The sequence below is a fragment of the Nocardia exalbida NBRC 100660 genome, assembly GCF_000308575.1.
GTDB lineage: Bacteria > Actinomycetota > Actinomycetes > Mycobacteriales > Mycobacteriaceae > Nocardia > Nocardia exalbida.
In genome coordinates, this window is record NZ_BAFZ01000158.1 from 12,458 (window position 1) to 30,584 (window position 18,127).

Annotated in this window: 15 protein-coding genes; 5 read left to right on the forward strand and 10 right to left on the reverse strand. The window is 66.0% G+C overall.

The window, feature by feature from the left end:
* Positions 1 to 51: 51 nt before the first annotated feature.
* Entirely contained in the window at positions 52 to 525 is a 474-nt protein-coding gene (locus ON29_RS35170; protein ID WP_083864172.1) for an MFS transporter, read from the reverse strand.
* Here ON29_RS35170 and ON29_RS30745 point away from each other — a divergent pair.
* Positions 483 to 701 carry a CGNR zinc finger domain-containing protein gene (locus tag ON29_RS30745; protein WP_217999356.1) on the forward strand — a complete coding sequence of 73 codons (219 nt, stop codon included), beginning with the start codon at positions 483 to 485 and terminating at the stop codon, positions 699 to 701. The two genes, ON29_RS35170 and ON29_RS30745, sit on opposite strands and share 43 nt — an antisense overlap.
* 1,040 nt (positions 702 to 1,741) lie before the next feature.
* The gene (locus ON29_RS30750) at positions 1,742 to 3,010 is read left to right on the forward strand and encodes a TMEM143 family protein (RefSeq protein ID WP_051175785.1); all 1,269 of its coding nucleotides are present in this window, start codon (positions 1,742 to 1,744) and stop codon (positions 3,008 to 3,010) included.
* Positions 3,011 to 3,152: 142 nt separating this feature from the next.
* Here ON29_RS30750 and ON29_RS30755 read toward each other — a convergent pair whose 3' ends face one another.
* Positions 3,153 to 3,746: a hypothetical protein gene (locus ON29_RS30755; RefSeq protein ID WP_040871697.1), complete on the reverse strand. Its 594-nt coding sequence runs from the start codon at positions 3,744 to 3,746 to the stop codon at positions 3,153 to 3,155.
* Between the two features lie 223 nt (positions 3,747 to 3,969).
* On the opposite strand from ON29_RS30755, the gene ON29_RS34155 reads away from it, so the two are divergent.
* The gene (locus ON29_RS34155) at positions 3,970 to 4,773 is read left to right on the forward strand and encodes a HEAT repeat domain-containing protein (protein ID WP_169332617.1); all 804 of its coding nucleotides are present in this window, start codon (positions 3,970 to 3,972) and stop codon (positions 4,771 to 4,773) included.
* A 108-nt stretch (positions 4,774 to 4,881) separates the two neighbouring features.
* On the opposite strand, the gene ON29_RS30765 is transcribed toward ON29_RS34155, so the two are convergent.
* The 3 genes from ON29_RS30765 to ON29_RS30775 form a co-directional block, all read right to left on the reverse strand.
* On the reverse strand, positions 4,882 to 5,319 hold the full coding sequence (locus ON29_RS30765; protein ID WP_040871698.1) for a DoxX family protein: 438 nt from the start codon (positions 5,317 to 5,319) through the stop codon (positions 4,882 to 4,884).
* Positions 5,320 to 5,556: 237 nt separating this feature from the next.
* The gene (locus ON29_RS30770) at positions 5,557 to 6,288 is read right to left on the reverse strand and encodes an alpha/beta hydrolase family protein (protein ID WP_040871700.1); all 732 of its coding nucleotides are present in this window, start codon (positions 6,286 to 6,288) and stop codon (positions 5,557 to 5,559) included.
* A 163-nt stretch (positions 6,289 to 6,451) separates the two neighbouring features.
* On the reverse strand, positions 6,452 to 7,756 hold the full coding sequence (locus ON29_RS30775; RefSeq protein ID WP_245549270.1) for a serine hydrolase domain-containing protein: 1,305 nt from the start codon (positions 7,754 to 7,756) through the stop codon (positions 6,452 to 6,454).
* A gap of 319 nt (positions 7,757 to 8,075) precedes the next feature.
* Between ON29_RS30775 and ON29_RS30780 the strand changes: the two genes are divergently transcribed.
* Positions 8,076 to 9,557 carry a phospholipase D-like domain-containing protein gene (locus ON29_RS30780; RefSeq protein ID WP_040871702.1) on the forward strand — a complete coding sequence of 494 codons (1,482 nt, stop codon included), beginning with the start codon at positions 8,076 to 8,078 and terminating at the stop codon, positions 9,555 to 9,557.
* A 1-nt stretch (position 9,558) separates the two neighbouring features.
* On the opposite strand, the gene ON29_RS30785 is transcribed toward ON29_RS30780, so the two are convergent.
* The gene (locus tag ON29_RS30785; protein WP_083864174.1) at positions 9,559 to 10,032 is read right to left on the reverse strand and encodes a MarR family winged helix-turn-helix transcriptional regulator; all 474 of its coding nucleotides are present in this window, start codon (positions 10,030 to 10,032) and stop codon (positions 9,559 to 9,561) included.
* Positions 10,033 to 10,112: 80 nt separating this feature from the next.
* Here ON29_RS30785 and ON29_RS30790 point away from each other — a divergent pair, with 80 nt between their 5' ends.
* Positions 10,113 to 11,039 (forward strand): quinone oxidoreductase family protein, encoded by a 927-nt coding sequence (locus ON29_RS30790; RefSeq protein ID WP_040871703.1) that lies wholly within the window; start codon positions 10,113 to 10,115, stop codon positions 11,037 to 11,039.
* A gap of 232 nt (positions 11,040 to 11,271) precedes the next feature.
* Here the strand turns inward: ON29_RS30790 and ON29_RS30795 are convergent, their stop codons facing one another.
* The 4 genes from ON29_RS30795 to ON29_RS30810 form a co-directional block, all read right to left on the reverse strand.
* Positions 11,272 to 12,033, reverse strand: a complete 762-nt coding sequence (locus tag ON29_RS30795; RefSeq protein ID WP_040871704.1) for a dienelactone hydrolase family protein — start codon at positions 12,031 to 12,033, stop codon at positions 11,272 to 11,274.
* 176 nt (positions 12,034 to 12,209) lie between these two features.
* The gene (locus tag ON29_RS36530) at positions 12,210 to 12,710 is read right to left on the reverse strand and encodes a hypothetical protein (RefSeq protein WP_169332618.1); all 501 of its coding nucleotides are present in this window, start codon (positions 12,708 to 12,710) and stop codon (positions 12,210 to 12,212) included.
* Between the two features lie 203 nt (positions 12,711 to 12,913).
* Positions 12,914 to 13,648: a hypothetical protein gene (locus ON29_RS34160; protein WP_051175787.1), complete on the reverse strand. Its 735-nt coding sequence runs from the start codon at positions 13,646 to 13,648 to the stop codon at positions 12,914 to 12,916.
* A 174-nt stretch (positions 13,649 to 13,822) separates the two neighbouring features.
* Complete coding sequence (locus ON29_RS30810) at positions 13,823 to 17,968, reverse strand: nSTAND1 domain-containing NTPase (protein WP_040871707.1); 4,146 nt, start codon at positions 17,966 to 17,968, stop codon at positions 13,823 to 13,825.
* Positions 17,969 to 18,127 lie beyond the last annotated feature (159 nt).

Genomic DNA, 18,127 nt, shown 5'->3' on the forward strand with positions numbered 1-18,127 from the left:
TCCGAATCCGACGAACACACAGGGTATTTCGGTGAAGAAACATGAGCCGGGTCAGGGATTGCGTGCTGTGGCGACGATCGTCGGCACGGCCAGTGCGAGGATGCCGCAGCCGATGGCCAGCGTGGGGTAATCGGCAGCGGCGACGACCAGTCCCGATGTCATGCCACCGGTGGCGCCGGCGATGGCGATGGTGACGTCGAGGATGCCTTGCGTTCTGGCGCGGGTCGCCAGCGGCACGGCGTCGGTGATGATCGCGGTGCCCGCGACGAGGCCGAAGTTCCAGCCGATCCCGAGCAGCGTGAGTGCGGCCGTCAACAGGGTGACGGAGTCGTTGGGGGCACAGGCGGCGACTGCTCCGGCGCCGAGCAGAGTCGGCCCTGAGGCCGCTGCGATGGTGAAGTGGCCGAAGCGATCTACGAGCCAGCCCGTCAGCGGCGACCCTGCTGAAATGGGATGATGCGAACGGTCCCTACCGCGCCGCGGTGTGTCCACCCAACGAGATCCTCGACCGCGCGCTCGCAACACTCGCCGCGGACGCCGCCGACCTGCTCACCGGTTCCGACGCCGATTTCCTGACCACTTGCGACTCCACCCCGTGCAACCGCTACCTGATCCGCCACGGCCGCCGTCACTGGTGCTCCACGCGCTGCGGCGACCGCGCTCGCGCAGCCCGCGCCTACGCCCGCGCCAAAGCGAACTGAGCGTGCCGCCGATCCCCCGTGGGCCGGGCAGTGTGGCCTCCCGTTTCCGGAGATCAGTCGCGAGACAACCGATCTCATCAAGAGTCAAGCGGGTTCGCATTCTGAAAGCGCTGTGCTCGTGCTGATTCGCCGGTAGCATCCTGGCTTGGAGGGGCGACTCCGAAGAGACCGTGTCCGGGGAGGAACGTGGATCTTATGACGACCAGCGAATTGATACCCACTCCGCGTCGCACGCTGCTGCGTATGGCAGTAGGCGTCGGAATAGCCGCTGCTGCCGGATGTCTGATCATCGAGAACGCTGCGCCTGCTTCGGCCACACAGCGCCTTTGGAAGAGATGTGCGCGTTGCAGTGGTCTCTGGTTCTCGGGCAACAATACCCGCGGCGGCTGCCCAGCCGGCGACATCTTCGACGGCGGCCACCACGACGATGGAACGGGCGACTTCATCTTGAAGGAAGACCCTGATGGTGGCCAGGGTCAGTCCGAATGGAGGTGGTGTCGGCAGTGCCAAGGGCTCTGGTTCGAAGGGAATTTCGGCTTTCGCGGAATATGCCCTTCGCCTCAGTTCAGCCAACAACCCGGGCACGTGGCTTTCGGATCCGGCAACTACCGACTGGAAGACGTGACCAATCGGGACGGGGTAGGGGGATCACCCAAGTGGCGCTGGTGCCGTAAGTGTTCGGGTTTGTTCTACGACGGCTATACCCCGGCAGCCTCGGGTGTTTGCCCGGCCGACCGTCAGCACCACGACATCATAGGGAGCGGTAATTACATTCTCCGCGCGGCGGAATCAACACGTCTACCGTCACCACCCTACTGATCTATCAGGCGAACGCATGCGACGATGATGCTTTCCCGCACGGCGGAATCGTCGGCGTCGAACAGGCCGAGGCAACGAGCGGACAACCCCGCGTAGGAGTCGCAGAGCGGTAACCCCCTTCGGCCAGAACAGTTCGCACCTCGGCATGCGCGTGCGTTCGGCATCCATGAGCGCCCCATAGGGTGGTAGCCGACGGTCCGGTCCGTCGAGAGGAGTTGCCGATGGATGCCGAACACTTCCTGCCGTTCCGCAAGAGCGCGGTGATCTCTTTGTGCGCCGACGAGCTTCCCGAGGCGGAACGCGAATCGTTCGCCGAGTTCGCGCGGCTGCTGGCGGCGGTGGTGCATCAGGAGTTCCAGCTGCGTGGTGAGACGGTGCTCGACGCCTATCACCTGGTCGACCCCGCGGAGGATGAACGGGCCATCCGTGCCGCTACTGCCGAGGACCGGGCGGCGGCGCGGGCGCGGGTAGAAGCCGAGCTGGTCGCGCTGGCCGAGGCGGCGGATTTCACGCGCATCGATGCCGCTGAGATCGAGCGCGCGTTCGCCGAGCACTCTCTGGTGAAAGTGCGGTTGGAACTCGACGAGGGGGACATCGATACCGCGATGTTCTTCCGGCGCGGGGTGTCGCAGCGCACCGAACAAGTCCGATGGCTGTTCGGGTTACGGCGGCGCAGCGTCGAATTCACCAGCTACGGCAAGGTTCTCGTGTACATCGCGTTCGCCGAGCGTCCGGAGGCGGTCGCGGATCGCCCCAACGGCGGTGTGCTGCTGAAGCTGTTCGGGAACGTCCCGAGAAACGACCTCGAGATGCTGTATCCGATCGTACGGGTCCGGATGCGACCACTGGACAAGCTGCTGATCGGCGTGCCCGCGGTGGTCTCCGGGATTATCGTGGTCGTCACCAAGCTGGTGGCTTCGCTGGGGCCGCTGGTTCTCTTGCTGGCGTTCTGGCTCGGGCTGCGCGAGGAATCCGTACGGTTGGATCAGGCCACGCTGCTCACCCTGGGCGCCGGTGTGGCGGCCTTCGTCGGTTACCTGGTGCGCCAGTTCTCCAAGTTCAAGAACCGCAAGATCAAGTTGATGAAGACGCTGTCGGAACACCTCTACTTCCGCAATCTCGACAACGACGCGGGAGTGTTCCACCATCTGCTCGGCGCTGCGGAGGAATCGGAGGTGAAGGAAGCCGTCCTGGCCTACCACTTCCTGCGTACCGCCGACCGGCCGCTCACCGCAGCCGACCTCGATCAGCGGGTGGAGGAGTGGTTCCGTCGGCGGTGGGAGGCAACCTTCGACTTCCGGATCAGCGACGGGATCAGCAGGCTTCGGAAGTGGGAACTGCTCGTCGAGGACGAGCACGGCGCACTGGAAGCGGTGCCGCTGCCCGAGGCGAAACGTCGGCTGGATCGATACTGGGACAACCTATTTCGAATTCAGCCCGAAACAGTCGACACCGCGGCTACGCAGCGAGTCGGGGCCACCGCCGGCTGAGACGTTGCCCACGAATCGACTTGTCAGCAGGGAAGTGCGCTCGATCGGCGGCCCGGCGCCACGGGCTGGGCGAGCGCGGAAGCGCTGCGCGTCGAATCAGCCGAGCGTCGCGTGCGCGGCCCGGCATCCATCGGTGATTTCGTCAGAACTTGCCGGTGTGGTGTTCGATTCGGTGCCCGAGTCGGGCGGCGAATTCGGTGACGAAGTCCTCGGTCAGGGGCGGCCAACCCCAGAAATCGAAGGCGAGGGCGCCCAGGGCGAAGCCGTCTGTCCATTGCCAGGTGGTGATGGGGCTCGGTGTGGTGCAGGAGGTGCAGACTGCCGAGCCGGTGCCTGTTCGTTTCCAGGTGTCGATCGCGTCCGAGAACGGTTGCCATACGGCGGGATCGGCTTCCCACTGTTGCGGGTAGTCGATGATCACGGTGGTGGCCTGGCAGCGTGGGCATACCGCGGCGGCCGGTTCGATGGCGCCCTGGCCGGGATAGTGGTCGTGGCGGCCTACGATGACAGCAACGGGGCCGGGGATCCAGTCGGCGCCCCATTCCTGGGTGATCTGCGGCCAGTCGGGGCCTGGCAGATAGCCTTCGTCGGCGTGGAGGCTGTACATCGCGTCACGCGAAGTCTCCCGGAGCAGCCATCGCCGCGACACCATCCAGTCCACCATGCGCTCGGCCAGCGTGCTCGCGTCGGCCGAAGTCACATCGAGGTCGACGATACGTTCGAAGTAATCACCCACACCCGCATCCTGCCACCGAGGAGCAATAGCCGTACCCGGGTCGGCCGGGCGCCGAATGGCCCGCCTCTGGTCGGCATGCCGTACCCGGTCTCCGGGTGAGTTCGGGGGTGTCGGACTTGCCGATCTCGTGAATGCGGGTGGAAAAGGTGCGGGCCCCGTCGGCGGGCGTCGTGACGCCCGAGACGTGGCGGGGGAACGGATCATCCCCAGGTACCGTTGGGCGGTGAACCCAGCTGATACGCGAAGCCTCAAAGACGGCGATCTCGAGACTCGCGGAGCAAATCTCCGGCGGCTGCTCGTGCGGGCCGCTGACGGGGACACATCCGCCAAGGAAGCACTGCGCGCGCTCGTCCGCGACTATCCCGACTACCACCGGTCGCTGTACAGCCGGGCGTTGAACCAGGCGGCGGTCTTCGGCGACGACACCCTGAAGGCCCCCCTGCTCGCGTCACTCACCGACACTCGGTACAACTGCCAGGCATGGGCGGCGATGGGCTGCGCGGCGCTCGGCTTCCGCGATGCGGTTCCCGGCTTGATCGCGATGTTGGACCATTCGCAGGAGATGGCTCGTGAGCAAGCGGTGATCGCTCTGGGCACCCTCGGCGACGAATCGGTCGTCCCGGCGCTCACGCCCGTGCTGCGGGACCCGATCGGAGGAATGCGCGAACGTGCCGCCGAGGCCCTCGGCATGATCGGCGGTGATGCGGCATTGGCCGCACTGTGGGACGAATTCGAGAACCGGCGGTACTTCCGCATCGGCTATATCGCCAGCGCGCTGGCCAAGTTCGCCCCGGACGTCATCCCGAGGCTGTGCGCGGCGGCCGGCAGTGACGACCCGGACCAGCGATATTGGGCGGCTGTCGCGCTCGGTTCGACCGGCGATGATCGTGCGGTGCCGACGCTGGAACGGCTGATGGCCCACGACCGGGGCTTCACAGTCTTCGATGGCATGGTGAGCGTCGCCGCGAAGAAGGGCCTTCGCACGCTACGACGAATCCAAGCCGCGATCGCAGCCCGCGAATCCTGAAAGGCCACCGGACCGATCGCCGCCAACCCGACGGGCGATCGGGTCCGAGAACGCACGACCGGCGATCGGTGGGTGGGCCACCGATCGCCGGTCTTACTCATGGATTTGTCATCGCGAGAGCGATTTGCGCAGATCGGTGATGGTGGCGCGGCGTTCGTAGGCGATCCAGGCGAAGATCGCGGCAAGCACCAGTGGGAAGATCCCCATCAAGGGCTTGTCGGCGATGAAGGCCTGCGTGCCGGCGGCGAGCACCGTGAGAACGGACAGACCCGCGGCAGCCAGGGCACTGAGCCGTGGCACCATCAGGCCGATGCCACCGGCGACCTCCGCAACTCCGATGAAGATGAGCAGCCCGAGGGGGATGGTGAGATTCTCGGGGGCGTTCTCCGTCAGGGTGTTCGGAATAACAAGCTTCGGCCCGCCGGAAGCGATGATGAAGAACAGGCCGAGCAGGATCTGCAGGGTCCACAGGACGCGGTTGCGGACCTTGCCGGGACGACCGGTGACGTCGTTGGAGAACTCGGCGGTGGGGTTGGCGGTGGTCATTTCTGGTCCTTCTGGTCGGTCGCGCCGGGTTGGTAGCGCGTTCAACGGATAGGACGGAGCACCGACCGAGAATTCATCGCTGTCGGCGAAGATTTCCCGAACCACCGCCCCGACCGGCCGGCACCGCCCGGTCGGGGCGTTTGTGTATCTGTCGACCAACCGCTCATCGAGGAGGGCCGGGACCTGTCCTCGATGAGCGGTGTCCCTATCGTCTGCTGCCGGCCTGACGGCCCGGCCTCACTTCAGGTGCCGGGTGAAGAACCGATTCGCGTCGTCTCCTTCGAACGCCGGAACGCCGGTGTGCCCGCCCATGTTGGCGTGCAGCGTCTTCTCCTTGGAGCCGAACGCGTCGAACAGGTCCAGCGCCATCTGCCGGTCGTTTCCTTCGTCGTCCCATTGCAGCAGGACTTGCAGCGGAATAGTGACCTGCCGGGCTTCCTCGAACATGCTGCGGGGCACGTAACTCCCGGCGAACAGAAGGGCGGCCGAGATGCGCGGCTCGACCACCGCCAGCCGGACGCCGATGGAGATCACCCCTCCCGAGTACCCGACCGGCCCGCCGATCTCGGGCAGTGAAAGCAGGACGTCCAGGGCGGCCCGCCATTCCGGGACCGCCTTTTCGACCAGCGGGAGGACGAGCCGGTCGACTATCTCGTCGTCGACCGGCTCGCCGGCCGTCACCGCCCGGCGCAGGTCGGCGCGGGCCTGTTCGGCGGCGGCCGAACGGGGCCGGTCACCGCTGCCGGGGAGCTCGATGGTGGCCGCGGCGAAGCCCTCCGCCACGGAGTGCCGGGCCCGGCCCACCAGTCGGGGGTACATCTGGCGGAGTCCGCCGGGATGGCCGATCAGGATCAGCGGGGCCGGTGCGGAGGCGGATCCGGGCGTCCACAGGATGCCGGGGATCTCGCCGAGGGTGAATTCGCGTTCGAGGACGCCGTCGTCGAAGCGCTGTTCGGAAGTGAATTGCATGGTCGTGCCTTTCGGGAGTGCTCTCGAGCGGCGCTCCCGGACGACCTATCGCCCGACCGTGACCCCAGAGGGGAGCACCCATGTAGATACTGCGTTCACGGGTACCACCTCCTCGTTCTCTGGCACGGCTTCCGGAAAGGTAGCAGTGGTTCGCCGAGTGCCGCTAGCGAATTCCCGGTGTCGCCGGGTGGGGGCCGACGCAGCCGAGGATGAAACAACCCGCCGGCCAATTCGCGAACGGCGCGGACATGGGCTTGCCCAAGCAGGACAGCGGGTTGCATCCCGGGTAGGCCATCGGGCCGACACCGAGTGCGGCGAGAGTCGCGTCCGGGTTCGAGATCATCGGATCGGACAGCTGGACATCCGATTGCTGTTCGTACGGTGCCGCGGCGGGTATGCGGGGTTCCAGGAAGGCGGCGCCGACCGCACGCAGGACATCGTGCGGGAAGCTCAACGCGCTCCCCGGAACCGTGACACCGGTCCAACTGACCATCAGTCCAAGGCTCGGCACGATGAAATTGTCTTGGCGCATCATCCCCGACATCTGCATCGCATCCGGCGGCAGACCGGGAAAGTAGTTCGCGCAGTCCGGCCCGTTCACCACGAACAGGAAGCCGTAGCACGGGTTCGTCGGCGTGGGACGGCCGGCCTGCGCGAGATAATCCGCCGAAATGATCTGGTGACCACCCCACCGGCCGCGATTGGTGAGCAGCAGACCCAGCTTGGCGAAATCGTCTGGCGGCAGCAGCAGATGCGCGTAACCGTAGGTGTTTCCACTGCGGTCGCGCCCCCAGAAGTAGTCGGTCGGCGGAATACCCAACGGATCGAACAGCTTTCGCTGCGTGTAGGCTTGGAAGTCCTCGTCGACCGCACGCTGGATGACGTACACGAGCAGATCGACAGCGCGCTGGCTGTAGCGCCATTCAATGCCTTGCTGTTGATCGATCGGCATCGCCAGCGCCTGCGCGACCACATTCGGGTCGATCTGCGCCAATCCGGTGATGCCCTCGGAGGCCACCGCCACCCGCATGCCGCTGGCTTCGATGAGAAGATTCCGCACGGTGATCGCGCGATGTGCGGCATCACCGAGTTCGGGCGGCAGATAGGCGCCGATCGGGTCGTCGAGCCGCAGCCGCTGCTCGTCCACCGCGATCCCGGCCACCATCGAAACCACGCTCTTGGTGCTGCTCCAGAGATTCCACGGCAGACCAGCGGCCCGCGCGTGGTTCGGGCCGGTCGCGATCAGGCAATTGTTCCGGAAGATCTGCAGCGTCGTGCGCGTCGAATCCGCCGCGAGCGCCACCGCCCGCCGCAGCGCCGCCGAATCGAGTCCGACCTCCTCGGGCGTGGCCGTTTCGGGTACTCGTCCACTGCTGACCGCGCAATGCTTCAGCCCGTCCGGCTCGGCATGCGCCAGCACAGGTGCGCCAATCCCGAGCATCGACGTGGCCACCGTAATGGCAGCCACCGCAATGCTTCTCATACCTCGACCCACGCCGGCCTCCGCTCTCGACGAACTCCACCTGGCTCATCGCACCCACCTCACACCCGGTTACGTCCTCGGGTGCCCCTACTTGTAGGGGGCGGACCTGCACCGTCATCGCAGCTGCCTGCTCAGCGCGACGTGGAGGTCCGTTGCGATAGCGGCTTCGAAACCGTGACGGCACGCTCAGCGCGTTCGCGGTCGTGAGCGAAGACCGCGACCGGAACGGCGCGCGACCGCGCAGTACTGTGAATCGTTCACCTGCGGCGACGGGTGTCCGGCTGGACGAGAGAACTGACTACACATGAGCGACGAGCAACAAATCCTCACCCCCGGGGACACCTGCTGGCAGATCGCGCGGGCCGATCGGCTGGCGTGCATTGTCGATGCGGCGGACTATTTCCGCCATGCAAAGTCCGCGATGTTGCAGGCCCGCAAGCGCATCGTGCTGATCGGCTGGGACTTCGATACCCGGATCAAGTTCGAACCGGGGGAGAAGACCCTCGAAGGGCCCGATCGGCTGGGTAAATTCCTGTCCTGGCTGCCGAAACAGCGACCAGATCTCGACATCTACCTGCTGAAATGGAATGTCGGTGCGTTCGCGGCGATCAGCCGCGGGATGACACCGATCTTCGTCGTCAATTGGATAACCGATCGGCGGTTGCACCTGGAAATGGATGGCGCGCACCCGATCGGTTCGGCACACCATCAGAAGATCGTGGTGATCGACGACACGCTCGCATTCTGCGGTGGTATCGACATGACCGTCGATCGCTGGGACACCAGCGACCATCGGGACGACAACCACTACCGAACCGAGCCCAACGGCCGCCGGTACGGGCCATGGCACGACGCGACCACCGCCGTCGACGGCGATGCGGCGAAGGCGATCGGCGAATTGGCCCGCGCCCGGTGGAAGGCGGCGACGGGACAGCAATTGGCCGCGGTCGACGAGATCGCCGGTGACACGCCGTGGCCGGAGGGGCTGGAGCCGACGATGCGGTCGGTGGATGTGGGTATCGCGCGGACCTTCCCCGAGCTCGCCGACCGCGCCGAAGTGCGGGAGGTCGAGGCGTTGTATCTGGCGGCGATCGCGGGCGCCAGGCGGTCGCTGTACATCGAGAGTCAGTACCTGGCCTCGCGCACTCTCGCCGAGGCGATGGCCGCTCGGCTGCGTGAGCCGAACGGTCCGGAGATCGTGCTGGTGCTGCCGCGGCACGCCGACGGCTGGCTCGAGCAACAGGCGATGGATGGGGCGCGTCGCCGCTTACTGCAGCTGTTGTGGAAGGCCGATACCGGGAACCGGTTCGGCGTGTACTACCCCGTCACCGAGGCCGGTGCGCCGATCTACGTCCACGCCAAGGTCTTGGTGATGGACGATCGGCTGCTGCGGGTGGGATCGTCGAACCTCAACAACCGTTCGATGGGCTTCGACACCGAATGCGATCTGGCCGTCGAGGTCAGCCCCGCCACCGTGGACGGTGACCGGCTGCGGGAAACCATCCTCGGTATCCGCCGCCAGCTGATCTGCGAACATCTCGATGCCGAACCCGCGAAGTTCGACGCCACACTCGCCGAGACGTCGTCTCTTCTGCGCACCGTCGAGAGGTTGCGCGGCAACGGCCGGACCTTGGTGCGGTTCGAGCCGGGGACCGTCGAGGACGAGGACAGCCCGCTCGCGGAGAACGAACTGATGGATCCCGAACGCACGCCACCGAGCCTGCGGGACAACCCGTTGCTGATCCGGAGTATCCGCAGACTGAAGACAGCGGTGGCGGTGCGCTGAGCTACGTGGCGGACGCATGGGGTCGAGTTCCGTTCGTCGACCCTTCTTTCCCGCCGTTCTCCGGCGGGGTACCGGAAAGGGAGGCGAGCAGCTGCGTGAGTGCGTGGCGATCGTCGGCACATAGCCGGTCGGTGTAGGGGGCCAGAGCCGCGCGGATCTCTTCTTGCAGCCGTTCGGCGAGTTCGCTGCCCGTCGGAGTGATGAACACATCGACCACCCGGCGATCCTCCGGCGATTTGCCTCGTGCCACGAGACCTCGGCGCTCGGCCCGCTCGACGAGACCGGACATCGTGGACTTGTCCAGCCCCAGGAATTCCGCCAGATCGGTCATCCGCGGTCGGCGGTCGCGCAGAAAGCCTAGTAGCCGCAACTGCGTGAGGGACAGGTCGTGCTCCGAACCGATGCGGGTGAGCACGGCCATCACCCGGAAGGACGTCCGAACGAGGGCATCCTCGAGCGCATCGTCAGGTCTCATGCCGTGATCGTACTTGACATAGTTTGTATTACCAACCAAACTCGAATTAGTTGGTAATACAAACAAACTGAGGAGTTGTCATGCACGCCGCCGTTGTCACCAGCTTCGACGCTCCACCCCGGTACAGCGCGTACCCCGCCCCGGTCGCCGAGGGGGAGAACGAGATGGTCGTGGACGTTCTCGCGGCCGGTTTGCACCATCTGGTCAGGGCTCGGGCGAACGGCACGCACTACAGCAGCACCGGTAGGCTCCCGTTCGTTCCCGGTGTCGACGGCGTCGTGCGCGACCGGCACGGAAACCTCAGGTACGCGGTGCTGGACGACAGCGACCTGGGCATGTTCGCCGAACAGACGGTGATCGATCCCCGTCGCAGCGTGGTACTACCGGGCGACGTCGATCCGGTGCACATCGCCGCCGCGATGAACCCGGCGATGTCGTCGTGGGTCGCCCTGCGCCGCCGCATCGCGTTCCAAGAGGGGCGGCGCGTCCTCGTCCTGGGTGCCACGGGTAGCGCTGGACGCATGGCGGTGCAGATAGCGAAGCAATTCGGTGCCACATACGTGATCGCCGCCGGACGCGATGCTTCCCGGCTCGCCGCGCTGCACGACCTCGGCGCGGACGAGACGGTGACGTTCGAGCAGACCGACCGCGCCGCCGACGTCGACGTCGTCCTCGACTACGTGTGGGGAGAACCTTCCGCCCGTGCGATGACCGCGATGATCACCGCACGCCGCGACCGCTCCGCCCCGCTGGACTGGATCCAGATCGGATCCATCGCCGGTCAGACGATTCCCCTCCACTCCGCGCTGCTGCGGGCATCCCGGCTACAGATCTGCGGCAGCGGTATCGGCTCGGTCTCCTCCCGCGACATCCTCGCGGAGCTTCCGGAACTCGCCGCCGCGGTGCACACCGGCGCGATCGACGTGCAGGCACGTCGCGTGCCCCTCGCTCAGATCACCGAGACGTGGAGCGCGGAGACGGAGGACCGCATCGTCTACGTTCCCTGATACGAGGCCGGTCAGTATCCACCGGCGCGCGGGTTCTGGCCGGGCTCGCATGGCGGCGTAGTCGGGCATAGAGGTGTAACCGGCCGGTATCCAACGCCGACACGGTGCTGCCTCGGGGAAGTCGGTCCCGAGGCAGCACGCGGTCTCCGCTGTCAGCGCTTTCAACCAACCACATGCCCCAGTGGACAGCGATTGCCGCAAGGGATGCATGGTCGGCTCCGTATCCGGGTTGCTACTGGCGCAGATTGCGGTCGAACAGGGCCAGTAGTTCGCGGTAGTGCCGTTCGGCGGCTTCGAGGTCGTGGGCGGAGGTGTCGGCCTGGGTGTAGCCGTGTTGGGCCCCTTCGTAGACCTCGGTGCGGTAGCGGACGCCAGCGTCGGCGAGTGCCTTGTCGAACCGGCCGATGTGTTCGGGAGTCATGTGGTGATCCTCGCCGGCGTGGGCGAAATACAGCTCCGCGGTGATGTTTCCGACGACAAGGTGCGGACTGTCCGAGGTATCGGTGACGAGCGGGCCGCCATGGAATCCGGCCACCGCCGCAACCCGATCGGGGAACATGGCAGCGACCAGCACCGCCAGCCGCGCCCCCATGCAGTAGCCGGTGACGCCGACCTTCCCCTCGGAGACATGCGGCGAGGCTGCCAGCCACTCGAGGTAAGCGCCGGCATCGGAACGCAGAAGCTCCGGTGTCAACTCGCGGATCATCGGAAAGACCTGCTGGAAGATCTCCGGCCGCTCCGCCGGATCGATGAAGTCCGGCAACTCGATTACCGGTGCCCGCCCGTGCCGGTAATAGGCGTTCGGAAGCAGGACGGTGTAGCCGTGGGCGGCAATACGATCGGCCAGCGTCCGCAGGCTGGGCCGCAGTCCGAAACCGTCCTGAATCACCAGTACTCCCGGATGGGCGGCACCATCGTCGGGGTAAGCGAGATATGCGTCGGCGACACCGTCGGGTGTCGGCACCTCGACCGGCGTACCATGCGTTGCAGTCATCGTTGAATCCTTCCGTCGTGGTTGATGTCTTGTGATCAACACGACGAAGGCGGAGCCCGCGCAATACCGCAGAAGCCTCGATCGACAAGCCGGCCGACACCGGCCCGCGCGGCGTTCAGAACAGCGCCGGGTAGCCAATCCGTGTGTGGCGCATCGCCGTCCCGGTAGTCATCGCCTCACACCGTATCACCTTCGGCGCCTGATCCCTCGCCCGCACTTTTCTCGATTCGCCGCGGTTTGACCATGCGCCGGATGCCGGCGGCCGGAGCATCGTCACCAGCTCGTTTCCGCCGCAGCGCGTCGAGATCGACGACATTACCCTCAGGGCCGGCGCTGCCCGGATCATTCACGGGAGCGGGGTGCCGTGCCGCGCCCGGGTCGACCGGCCACCAGCCTGTCTCCCGCTGCAGTTCCGATCGCAGTACGGGCTTGGTCGGTGCGGGATCATAGACGGAGCCACCTTCCGAGCGCCAAGTCTTCTGGAGACGCTCGCCTGCCTCTTCCGCCACGCGCCGTGGGCGACGCGGTAGCCGGGTGACGTTCGATGTGCCGTCTCCGGAGGTCTCCACAGCCCTGCTTCCTTCTTCCGACTTCCCGCGCAACAGCTCCAGCTCGTCGAACCTCTTCCCGCCGGGCCCTGTCGAGAATTCCCGTCCCGGCACCTCCCGCTCCGACATCGAACTAGCAGCCGACGAGTGCCGCTGCACCCGTCGGCGCCATGACCGCTGGTAGGCCGAGCTGATGTTTCCACTTATCGCTGATTGCGTCGCTCACGTCCATATTCTCCCTCAGTAGGAAACCACTGGGGGTTCTCGGGCACGACGGGTGGCCCTGGCCTGCGGAAAGGGAGGAGTACAGGCTCCCTCAGGGGCCGTGCGGTTCAGCTTCGGATGCCGAGGGTGCCGGTCCAGGTGGCCGTGTCGAGACCGGCACGCGCGGCCAGGCCGAACATGGCGGTGAGGTCGTTGTCGGTGCGTGGTCGAGGATCGTCCTCGGGGTAGTGCTGTTCCTTCAACCGCACCATCGTCTCGGCGAAGGAACGAAGCACGGTCTCGGTGACAGCGCCACGCTCGGCGTCGTCGAGCAGTTGATCACACAGCTCCGGCATACCGTTGTCGGTGTTGTCGAACTCCAGCCGTTCGGCGATCTCGCCGACGGCGCCGTCCCGTGTCGTCAGAGCCGAGATGCCACAGTCGAGCCCGTCGTCGGCCAGATCGTCGGGGTAGGGGGCCCGGTTCCAGGCCCCCTCGTCGAACCAGTAGATACAGCCGACCATGTAGTCATCGATCAGGTCCTGCAGGTAGCGCCGAGGTAACCATTCCGGTGCTCCGGCCAGCAGGTCGATGGCGGGCTCGTACCCCTTGACCCGGCTCGATTCGTCCTCTCCGACGAGCACGGCACGGCCGTCGCCGAACCACTTCAGCACCCACCAGGTACAGCCGCAGTCGTCCCAGTGCAGGCCGTCATCGTCGATCCAGTATCCAGAACGATGCTGCTGCGGCTCGCGCTCTTCGTCGCGATCGTAGGTAGCGACCGCTACGGCCGCCCACCGCGCCCACAGCAGCCGCGCATCCGGCAGATCCTCAGGACGCCCTGGCCTGTGTAGCTTCGCCAATCTCGCTCTCCTGCTTCGTGTTCGATGTCAGCTTCGACGCCGGGATGCGGCACATCACGACGATCGGCGTCTACGCTTCACGGCCGGAGTGCTCATCGGGAAGCTCCCCGACGGTACCGCAAGGGGGCTCTGCCCGACCTGCTTCGGACATCGGCTGCCGGCCCGCGTGCGTCCTCAGGTCGGGCTGATCGGCAGTCCGGGGCAGAGTTCGATGTAGGGCTGGTTCGGTATGCGCACCCGGTCACTCCAAATCCGAAAGCTCATATTGGAAGTGAGCTTGGCGCACAGCTTCTCGGGATCGCCTTCGTAGGCAGGCCATACTCGCACCGTCGTGTCCCAACTTCCGGAGGCGACCAGCGTCCCGTCCGGGCTGAACGCCACGCTGTCTATGTCGCTGGTATGGCCGATCATCGGATTGCCGAGCAGTTGTCCGGACTCGGTGTCCCAGAACCGCACCGTCCTGTCGCGGCTACCGGAGACGATTCGCTTACCGTCTGGGCTGAAGGCCACGCTCTTCACGATGTCGTTGTGGCCGATCGTCGGTTGGCCGAGCGGTTGTGCGGACTCGATATCCCACGACCGCACCATCCCGTCGTGGCCACCGGTGGCGAACCGCTTCCCGTCGGGACTGAATGCCATGCTGCCCACAGGGGCGCTGCCGCTGCCCGGCAGTTCTTCGAGCTTGCGCCCGGACTCGACATCCCATAACCGCACCGTTCCGCCCCAGTCGATCGCGACTCGCGTACCGTCCGAGCTGAAGACCGCATCCGCCGCGCCGACTCCGTCTCCGATCGGCAGTTCCCGGATCCTTCTGCCGGACTCGGCATCCCAGAACAGCAACTTCTTGTCGGAACCGGAGATGAGGCGTTTACCGTCCGGAGTAAAAACCGCGTTCGGCACGGCGTTATCGATGCCGGTGAGCGGCTCCCCGATCGGCCGCCCCGCGTCGACATCCCACAATCGCATCGTCTTGTCGAAACTGACAGAGACGATTTTCCTGCCGTCGGGACTGAAGACCACGCGGTTGACGGCACCGGGATGGCCGATCAGCGGCTCTCCGAGCGATTGCCCGGATTCGACATCCCACAGCCGCACTGTCCCGTCGGAGCTGCCCGAGGCGATACGTCTACCATCCGGACTGAAGGCCACACTCTTCACCATGTCGCTGTGGCCGGTCATCGGCTGCCCGATCAGATACCACGCCCCGACGTCCCATATCCGGACCGTTTTATCGAGGCTGCCGGAAACGATTCGCCTGCCATCCGGGCTGAACGCGATATTCATGACGCCTTCGGTGTGGCCGAGCAGAGGCTCCCCGATCAATCGCCCTGTGCCGACATCCCACAAACGCAAGATCCCGCCGTAGTCACCGGTTACAACCCACCGCCCATCAGGACTGAACGCCAGACTCGACACATAGTCGGCATGACCGCTCAGCGGTCGCCCGATCGATCGGCCGAACTCGACATCCCACAAGCGCGCCGTCCCATCGGAGCCCCCAGAAACGACGCGACGCCCATCCGGACTGAATGCCACGCTCTGCACGGTGTCGGTGTGGCCGGTCATCGGCTGCCCGATCGGCCGGCCGGACTCGGCGTCCCACAACCGCACGGTCCTGTCGAGACTGCCGGAGACGACCCGACGCCCGTCGGGGCTGAATGTCACGCTGGCTACCGCGTTGGTGTGGCCGGTCATCGGCTGCCCGATCGGCCGGCCGGACTCGGCGTCCCACAACCGCACGGCGCCGTCCTGATCGCCGGTGACGACTCGCCGCCCGTCCGGGCTGACAGCCACATCGCCCAATATGCCGATATCGACATTCAGCGGCTGCCCGGCCGGTTGTCCGGATTCGACATCCCACAATCGCATCGGCCCGCCCAACTGGCCGGTGACGGCCCGGCGTCCGTCGGGGCTGAGCCGTTTGAATTGAACCCCGAAGGGACGTGCGGGGATCTGCCGCGGCTCCCCGACCAGTTCACCGGAATGGGCATCCCACGACCGCAATCGTGAATCGAGATCGCCGGTGACCACCCGGCGCCCGTCAGGGCTGAACACCACATCCCAGACTTCCGACCCGGTGTCGACGATTTTGGCTGTCTGTCGCCGCTCATAGAGCGCACCGACGATAGCGCCCGCGGTCTCGGGGCTCGGTGCCAGGGCGTGTGCCGCGAGAATTTGTTGAACAGCTCGAATATCGCCACCGGACCGGCTCTGCTCGAACATGGCCTGCGCTTCCGCGATCAACTGTCGCCCGACCGCCTCGCGGGCGCGCGCCTCGGCCCGGGTGCTCGCGGCCTCCGCCCGTTTACCCTGGGTATCGGCTTGCCAGAACCCCGCTCCGGCCAATCCCGCCACCACGATGGCGACGACCAGCAACGCCGCCAGCGCTCGAGCCCGGCGCCGCAATGCCGTGAGGCGATCTTGTTGCCGACGGCGGGACGCGAGGAGGAATTCACGGGCGGGCTGGAGGCGTCGCCGATAATCCGTTTTGGCCGAAAGCGTTTCGGCTTCGGCGAGCCGGGTCCCTTCCAGCAGCCACGACTGGTCACGACCGTGGCGATTCCAGCCTTCGACGGCACGTTCGAGGCGGTCGGCGGCCTTGAGGTCATCGGCGTGCGCACGGAGCCATCCGGCCAACGAATCCCACTGCCGCAGCAGACTTTCCAGCGCAACCTCGACGACCACCTCGCCGTCGCGGCGGTCCTTGACCAGCAATCGTTTGTCCACGAACCCGTCGATCAGCTCGTGCGCCTCCTCGGGGAGTTCGTCCCAGCGAGCGATGCGACGCATCGGCTGATCGTTGTCGGGATCTATGGTCGCCAACGCGGGGATGAACGCCGAGCGCAACACCTCCAACTGCCGCTGTCGTATCCGCGGGTCGGTGGACAGCAGCGATTCGACCTCGGTGTGGACGACCCGGTCGATACCGCCCATCGCGTTGTAATTCTCGACAGTCAGCGTTCCGCTCGCGGCATAGTCGTCGTAGAGTCGCGACAGCGTCAGTGCCAGCAGCGGCAGAGTGTCGGCGCCGTGATCGCCGTCGGCCAGGAGCCGATCCACCAAGTCCGGTTCGATGCGCAGTGCCGCACTGTCGTCGGCACGAGCCGCCGGCCCGGTGATGACCTCCTTGAACTGGGTCCGCGGCAACGGCTCGAGCGCGTCGAAGACGAATCGCGGCACCGTCTTCATCTGCACGGCATTCTGTAGCTGCTCATAGCGATCGGTACGGATGGTGACCGCCGCCTTCATCGACACGTACGGTGTGCCCACCTCGTCCGGTACGGCGAGCAGCGTGCCCAGCAGCTTCAGGAATTGCTCGCCCTGCGCCCCGGCGTCGGCGACGAACAGCTCTTCGGCTTGATCGATGGGTAGCAACAACGTCGGCAGGGGTGTATCGACGTCGTCGGACGGCCACCTGTCTCGCGCGGCGTGCTGCATCTGGACGAGCCACTCACGTGCGCGATCGACGTCGGGCAATGCGGATTTGATCTCCCCGAGTGTCGGAGTGGTCAACCCGAGGCGAGTTCGGGTGGCGTAGATGACCGCGGCCAGGCCGTGAGCACCGGTGAGCGCTCGACGTTCCGGCCGCATGATGTCCAGTACGAGAAAGTGCCGATCCTCCCGAGCCAGCCGCGGCAACAATCCCGCGCGCAGAAACGACGATTTACCCGTCCCCGACGCTCCCAGGACCACGAACATCGACTCGGCGCCGATCGACCGCATCCGCCGCAGATGTTCCAGACCCGCCATGACCTGCACCTCGCGTCCGAAATACACGGCGGCGTCCACGGCATCGAAGGGTCGCCAGCCCCGGTACGGCGACCGGTCCGGCTCGCCGGCGGGCGGCCACGGAAAGCTTTCGGCACCGATCCCTGCGTCGCCCAGGCCGTCCAACAATCTGCGCAAACCTTCGGTGCGCATTCGCACCGGCTCGAGTTGCCCATCGACCAGGATCTCGGTGACCGGACCGTCGCCGAACAGGTCGCACCGTTGCCATTCCCGGGTCGGATCCGTATCGGTGAACGGTTCCAGCCGGGCGCAGTAGATCCGCTTGCCGAGATTCACCGCCGTCAGGTACTCGGCAACGCATTCGGTCGAGGTGTGCCAATCCCGCGAGGTCAAGCAGATCACCGCTTCGCAGCGTGCCAATCCCCCGCGGAGGGCATCTCGCCAACGGACACCCTGAGCGATCCCGGATCGCTCGTCGAGATCCAAAAAGATGTTGCCCGCCAACGCGGGCCGTTGCTCGACCAGCCATCGCAACAGCGCGATAGCCTGCACACTGTTCCGACTCGAATGACTCAGGAACAGCCGCGTCATCACGCCCCCTTGATGGAGAGACCATCTCGCGCTCGTCAACGCTACCGCACGCCGAATCGGAGCACCTTCCGCGCCGAAAGCGCCGATGTCACGCAATCGGCTCCCCGGCACGGGGTTTCGTCGTCGATTGATAATATTCGAGCCGCTGTCGGGCCACCG

Excerpts from the sequence above, each read along its gene's own strand:
- ON29_RS30750 (WP_051175785.1), top strand. The coding sequence starts at position 1,742 with ATGGATGCCGAACACTTCCTGCCGTTCCGCAAGAGCGCGGTGATCTCT.
- ON29_RS30785 (WP_083864174.1), bottom strand. The coding sequence starts at position 10,032 with ATGAGACCTGACGATGCGCTCGAGGATGCCCTCGTTCGGACGTCCTTC.
- ON29_RS30765 (WP_040871698.1), bottom strand. The coding sequence starts at position 5,319 with ATGACCACCGCCAACCCCACCGCCGAGTTCTCCAACGACGTCACCGGT.
- ON29_RS30810 (WP_040871707.1), bottom strand. The coding sequence starts at position 17,968 with ATGACGCGGCTGTTCCTGAGTCATTCGAGTCGGAACAGTGTGCAGGCT.
- ON29_RS30770 (WP_040871700.1), bottom strand. The coding sequence starts at position 6,288 with ATGCAATTCACTTCCGAACAGCGCTTCGACGACGGCGTCCTCGAACGC.
- ON29_RS36530 (WP_169332618.1), bottom strand. The coding sequence starts at position 12,710 with ATGTCGGAGCGGGAGGTGCCGGGACGGGAATTCTCGACAGGGCCCGGC.
- ON29_RS30780 (WP_040871702.1), top strand. The coding sequence starts at position 8,076 with ATGAGCGACGAGCAACAAATCCTCACCCCCGGGGACACCTGCTGGCAG.
- ON29_RS30795 (WP_040871704.1), bottom strand. The coding sequence starts at position 12,033 with ATGACTGCAACGCATGGTACGCCGGTCGAGGTGCCGACACCCGACGGT.
- ON29_RS30790 (WP_040871703.1), top strand. The coding sequence starts at position 10,113 with ATGCACGCCGCCGTTGTCACCAGCTTCGACGCTCCACCCCGGTACAGC.